The 2068-nt window shown below is 43.4% G+C and carries 3 protein-coding genes; all 3 read right to left on the reverse strand.

The genetic code is table 11. The features are described 5' to 3' along the window. On the reverse strand, positions 1-1070 hold a 1070-nt coding region (locus ACS8FD_RS13270), incomplete at its 3' end, for a fimbria/pilus outer membrane usher protein (protein WP_459252120.1). Then, entirely contained in the window at positions 1021-1707 is a 687-nt protein-coding gene (locus ACS8FD_RS13275; protein WP_439261761.1) for a fimbrial biogenesis chaperone, read from the reverse strand. The genes ACS8FD_RS13275 and ACS8FD_RS13270, both read right to left, overlap by 50 nt. A gap of 79 nt (positions 1708-1786) precedes the next feature. Continuing rightward, positions 1787-2068, reverse strand: a 282-nt coding sequence (locus tag ACS8FD_RS13280) for a spore coat protein U domain-containing protein (RefSeq protein WP_439276231.1), incomplete at its 5' end; no start/stop codon positions are given.

Raw genomic sequence — 2068 nt, forward strand, 5'->3', positions numbered from 1 at the left:
CTCTGACCTAGTGCATCTGTCACCACTAGTTGAGCAGTACCGGCACCACTAATGCTAGGTGCAGATTTTAGCTCAAAAGGACCTGCGGGTACTTGGCCGCTATAGTGTTCAAGGCCATTGACATACAATTCCACCTTGGAAGGTAAGGTAGCTGACCCAAAAAATGACGGCAAAGGTGTGGTTGATCGATAGGGTTGTAGATCAAAGTTGGTACCAATCTGCAGACCTCCCAAACGTGTAGAACGCGTCCAAGACAGTGCACCTGTGAGAATATCACCTGCACGAACTGTCAGTAACTTGTCAGGGAACGACTGACTCCAGCTCGTATCCAACCTTACCGTTTGACCTTTCCATTCACCGTCAAGACTGACACTATCAGCAGAACGATTGCCAGTAGTTAAAGCAGTAGAACTAACTACACCGTGGGCATTAAACGCGCGCAATTCAGTATAAGCGCTTAGATTTTTGGCATTTTGATGGTTTTGAGTGGCATGAACATTATAGTTCAATAGAAGACCAGGTGATACGGTTGGTATCGGACGCTTGTTAGTCCGCGTATTACGAATAGTAGTATCTAAATTCAGCATACTAAGAGGCGCAATAAGCTCAAGCGACTGCCGACGCATGTCATAATCAATTTTGAGGTCAGGCAAACTATTAAGTGGAATAGTATCGTCAACATCTTGTGGTAAGATAAAGCCAAGTTGTTGTAGGATAGCAGTAGTTGCCCAAAGGCGATCGTCATGGTAGACAAAGTGAATCAGACCTTTACTTGCACCATTTAGCGTAACGTCCAAATACAAATCCAATCCAGAACTATCGTCAGGGTTATAGTGCTTCGAGTCAGGCTGTACCAGTTTATTATCGTTACTATGTAAATCGTTGGTATTGAAATTTGGGGTGTCTATAGAAGGTTTAGGTGAAAAAGCAGTGTCTTTAACAACACTGCTAGTAGAGATACCTTCAGTTGGAATTGCAGCGTGAATAGTAGAAACTGCATTACTCTGTAAAAAAAGGATTTTAGCGAGCAGTATTATCCAATGTGACGTCGGGTGTCGTCTTTTTACCATTCAGTATAACCTTGAATGTACCCTCTGAGGTTAGAACAGAGGGTGATATTTTCAGTGTCCAATACATAGTTGCACCGGGTAACACATACCCTAGCAAACCTTGATGGAGATCAAGGCTATTGCCAGCTGTATCAACAAAACTCAGACCAGACAGTTTTGCATGCCCATTACCAAGATTACTAACACGTATTTTAATCTGCTCGTTATCCGGCTGCGGATGCATACTCCACTGCAACTGCGGACTCGTCTTGTTAATTCCCAAGGGCTGTACAAACACTGGTAGTGAGTAGCTTAAAGCAAACTGTAGGCCACTCGTTTGTTCTGGTAATTTGACTGGTATCTCATTAATCAAAATCCGATAAGAACCCTCTACAGCATCTGTACCTTGTGGCGGTGCTTTGGCACGGATAATACGCACCAACTGCTGCTCACCTGGTTTTAGCTCTGTCATAGGTGGACTCACTAATAACTCTCGCGAAGGAACGAGTTGATCACCTGTATCGTCTTGCATCCATCGATGTATCCGCACTTGTGCGTTTATCACATGATTACTAGAGTTACTTAGTGTCAAACCACTAGCATTCTCTCGAGCTTGTAAGCTTAAAGAGATAGGAGAGACTTGAAGACCAGCTGCCATTGCCATACCAGAATAAAGTATGGCTCCTGCAAACAGAGTTGGGCGTACTATACGACATAACCGAAGAGCTAACATGGTATTAATAGGCTACTGATACGTTAATAGTGTCACTATAAACACCAGGTATTACGTCAGCGTCATCAGTCACTGTTAGATATATAGTGCTAGTAATACCAGTCTTGTAGTCAGTCGCTGCAGCAGTGGTAAGTGTATTACCAGTACCTCCCCAAGCAGCGCCTTCAGCTGAGCCAGAAGCCAACTTATAAGCAATTAGTTCTCCTGCAAGTTCTGAATTTCCTAAATTACCAGTACCATTGACGCTATTAGTTGATGATGGTATTAAGCTAATAGTAGCAGAGTC

The sequence above is a fragment of the Psychrobacter sp. 1U2 genome (assembly GCF_051847575.1).

Coding starts and splice junctions, on each gene's coding strand:
- ACS8FD_RS13275 (WP_439261761.1), bottom strand. CDS start 1,707: ATGGCAGCTGGTCTTCAAGTCTCTCCTATCTCTTTAAGCTTACAAGCT.